This is a genomic window from Acetatifactor sp. (assembly GCF_982438285.1).
This window is the reverse complement of record NZ_CEWDFQ010000356.1, coordinates 1-3012: the sequence shown is the minus strand read 5'-3', so window position 1 is coordinate 3012 and position 3012 is coordinate 1. Positions and strand designations below refer to the sequence as shown.

Here is a 3012-nt window from a genome sequence, read left to right as displayed (position 1 = left end):
ACTTCAACAGTGTGCTGAACGACCTGAAGCTGGACAGCATCACCTACCCCAGGCTTCTCACAGCGGACACCATTATCAAATATGCCCGCTCTATGAATGAGTCCTTAAACAGCAACGTGGAAAACCTCTACAAGCTGGAGGAAGGCCGGGCCGAAGCCCTGGAATTTTATATCAAGGAAACCTCCCCTGTCACCGACACGCCTTTAGAAAGGCTGCCCCTGCGCAAAAATCTGCTGATCTGCTGCATCAGCCGGGGCGGGAAATTCATTATCCCCGGCGGGCAGGACGAGCTTCGGGTGGGAGATTCGGTGGTAGTGGTTTTAACCAACTCCCGGCTCAATGACATCAAGGACATTCTGGAGGTCTAAAGAATCAAAATGAACATCGGAATTGTAATTTACATTATCGGCTGGATACTGGAATTTGAGGCTGCTTTTCTTCTCCTGCCCGCCCTCACCGGGCTGGTTTACAAGGAACCCCAGGCAGCGGCAATTTATTTTGCCACCGCCTTGTGCTGTTTTTTGCTGGGATTTCTCCTAAAAAGAAAGCGTCCCTCAAAAAAGGATCTGTCCACCAGGGAGGGCTTTGCCAGCGTTGCCCTGGGATGGACCATCATGAGTCTGTTCGGCGCGGTTCCCTTTGTGCTCACCGGGGAGATTCCCCATTATGTGGACGCTGTCTTTGAAACCATCTCCGGCTTTACCACCACCGGTGCCAGCATTCTCACAGATGTGGAGGTTCTCACCCATGCAAGTCTGTTTTGGAGAAGCTTCACCCACTGGATCGGCGGCATGGGCGTCTTTGTATTTATGATGGCGGTTCTCCCACTCATGGGAGGCTCCGCCATGAACCTGATGCGGGCGGAAAGCCCCGGTCCTTCTGTGGAGAAGCTGGTTCCCAAGGTGAGGAACACCGCAAAAATTCTGTACCAGCTCTATTTTGGCATCACTGCTGCGGGTATCCTTTCTTTGCTTTTATGCGGCATGCCCTTGTTTGATTCTTTGTTGACCACCTTTGGCGCCGTGGGAACCGGAGGCTTTGGCTTTAAAAACGACGGCATGGCATCCTACTCGCCGCTGATTCAGAATGTGACTACTCTCCTGATGATTTTAAGCGGCGTCAATTATACAGTGTATTTCCTGCTGCTGCGCAGACACTTTAAGGAAGCACTCACCATGGAGGAGCTGCGCTGGTATCTGCTGATTATTTTAGCAGGGGCCGGGCTTATCATCCTGGATATCCGCAGCCTCTACCCAAGCCTGGAAGAAGCTGTGCGCCACGCCTTTTTCCAGGTGGGCTCCATCATCACCACCACAGGCTACTCCACAACTGATTTTAACGCCTGGCCCCAGCTGTCCAAAACCATACTTCTCGTCTTGATGTTTGTCGGAGCCTGTGCCGGAAGCACCGCCGGAGGTATCAAGGTATCCCGGATTGTTATTTTGTGCAAGGCCATCCGCAAGGAGCTGTCCATGATCATCCATCCCCGCATGGTAAAAAAAATACGCATGGATGGGCACGTTATCTCCCATGAAACCATGCGTTCCACAAATGTATTTATTTCCGTTTACTTTGTGATTTTCTTCCTGTCACTGCTGTTAGTGGCGCTGGATGAGTTCGACTTTACCACAAATTTTTCAGCGGTGGCAGCCACCTTAAACAACATAGGCCCCGGGCTGGAGCTGGTAGGACCCACTCAGAATTTTTCCCTCTACAGCCCCTTCGCCAAATGTGTGCTGATCTTTGACATGCTGGCCGGACGTCTGGAGCTGTTTCCCCTTTTGGTGATTTTCATGCCTTCCTGCTGGAAAAAATACTAACCTAGTTCCAGGTGGAAATATTGTGGTAAAGCCTGTAATAGCCGCCTCCCAGCCTCTGAGCCTGCAGCTGAATGGCAAAATTCTGCATTCCCATCTCATTCAAGGCCTGCTCCACATACTGGCTGCGGAAGCTGTTGTCACTGTAGGCCCTTTCAATAGACGGCCACAGCGTCTCAGGCACCACATTGGTAAACTGCTGCTGGCCGCTGCCAAGGGCTGTCATCTGTTCCAGGCAGTCCCTATAATATTCCTCCATGGTATCTAAAACCTCGTCGGCTGTGATGCCAGCCTCCGCCAGTCTCTGTTCCTGAGAGTCCTCCTGGGTACCCTCCGTGCGGTTATTGTTCCAGGTGCTCTGCCAGGTGAGGGGTTCCTGAGGGTTTGGATTGATCAAGGGCTGCTGCGTCTCCTCTTCCGCTTCCTGCGAATCGGTCTGCCCCTGAACCTGGCCGCCTTCCGAAACCGCGCTTTCCTGCGCTGCATCCCCGGAAAAGGTTCCGTTGCAGGCAGGCAGGTAAACAGACAGACCTCTGCGCACATGGGTGGAGGCAAATTCTGCGTCAGATTTATTATAGTAATCATAGGTAGAAGGATCTGTGTCATCCCAGGTCACATCCACATTATAGTAATCCTGTCCCAGCCTGACTATGTTCCAGGCATGATCCTCCCCTGAATATCCGGTACAATAATAACAGGGAACATCCAGCTGCTGCATGAGATATTGGAAGGCTCTGGCATATCCCGCGCAGACGCTCCTCCCGTTTACCAAAGCGCTGTAGGCGCTCTGATTCATATCTGCCCCAGCATCATATTCCACAGAATCTACAAGGGTGTCATGCACATACTGCTCCTTCCGGGAATCACTGCCAAGCGATCTGGCCTGGGCCAAAATCTCTTCCGCCCGGCTTTCAAAATTCTGTCTGGCCTCCCCGAGATAGTCTGCTGTCTCATTAAACTGCAGCACTATCTCCACACACTGCCCTGTGCGCAGATATTTACAGGTGTAGCCCGTCTCCAGCCAAAACAGCTCCGGATGGTCATTATACACCGCCTCAAAAACATTTTTCAGCTGATTTACATTGATATCGGTCACCGGAGCAAAGGAAGGCGTAAGCGTAATGGCATTGGCATAAATCTGACGGTACACCTGCTGCATGTCCTCTGTAAGCATTCCATAATAGGGATATATATC

The 3012-nt window shown here is 51.7% G+C and carries 3 protein-coding genes; 2 read left to right on the top strand and 1 reads right to left on the bottom strand.

What is annotated here, in order from left to right; translation table 11 throughout:
• Together AC1WIP_RS13770 and AC1WIP_RS13765 are read left to right on the top strand one after the other, a co-directional pair.
• On the top strand, nucleotides 1-368 hold a 368-nt coding region (locus tag AC1WIP_RS13770), incomplete at its 5' end, for a TrkA C-terminal domain-containing protein (RefSeq protein WP_481142367.1).
• Nucleotides 369-377: 9 nt separating this feature from the next.
• A complete protein-coding gene (locus AC1WIP_RS13765) occupies nucleotides 378-1820 on the top strand; it encodes a TrkH family potassium uptake protein (RefSeq protein WP_481142366.1) in 1443 nt (480 codons plus the stop codon).
• Between the two features lies 1 nt (nucleotide 1821).
• On the opposite strand, the gene AC1WIP_RS13760 is transcribed toward AC1WIP_RS13765, so the two are convergent.
• A partial coding sequence (locus AC1WIP_RS13760) for a transglutaminase domain-containing protein (RefSeq protein ID WP_481142365.1) occupies nucleotides 1822-3012 on the bottom strand: 1191 nt, incomplete at its 5' end.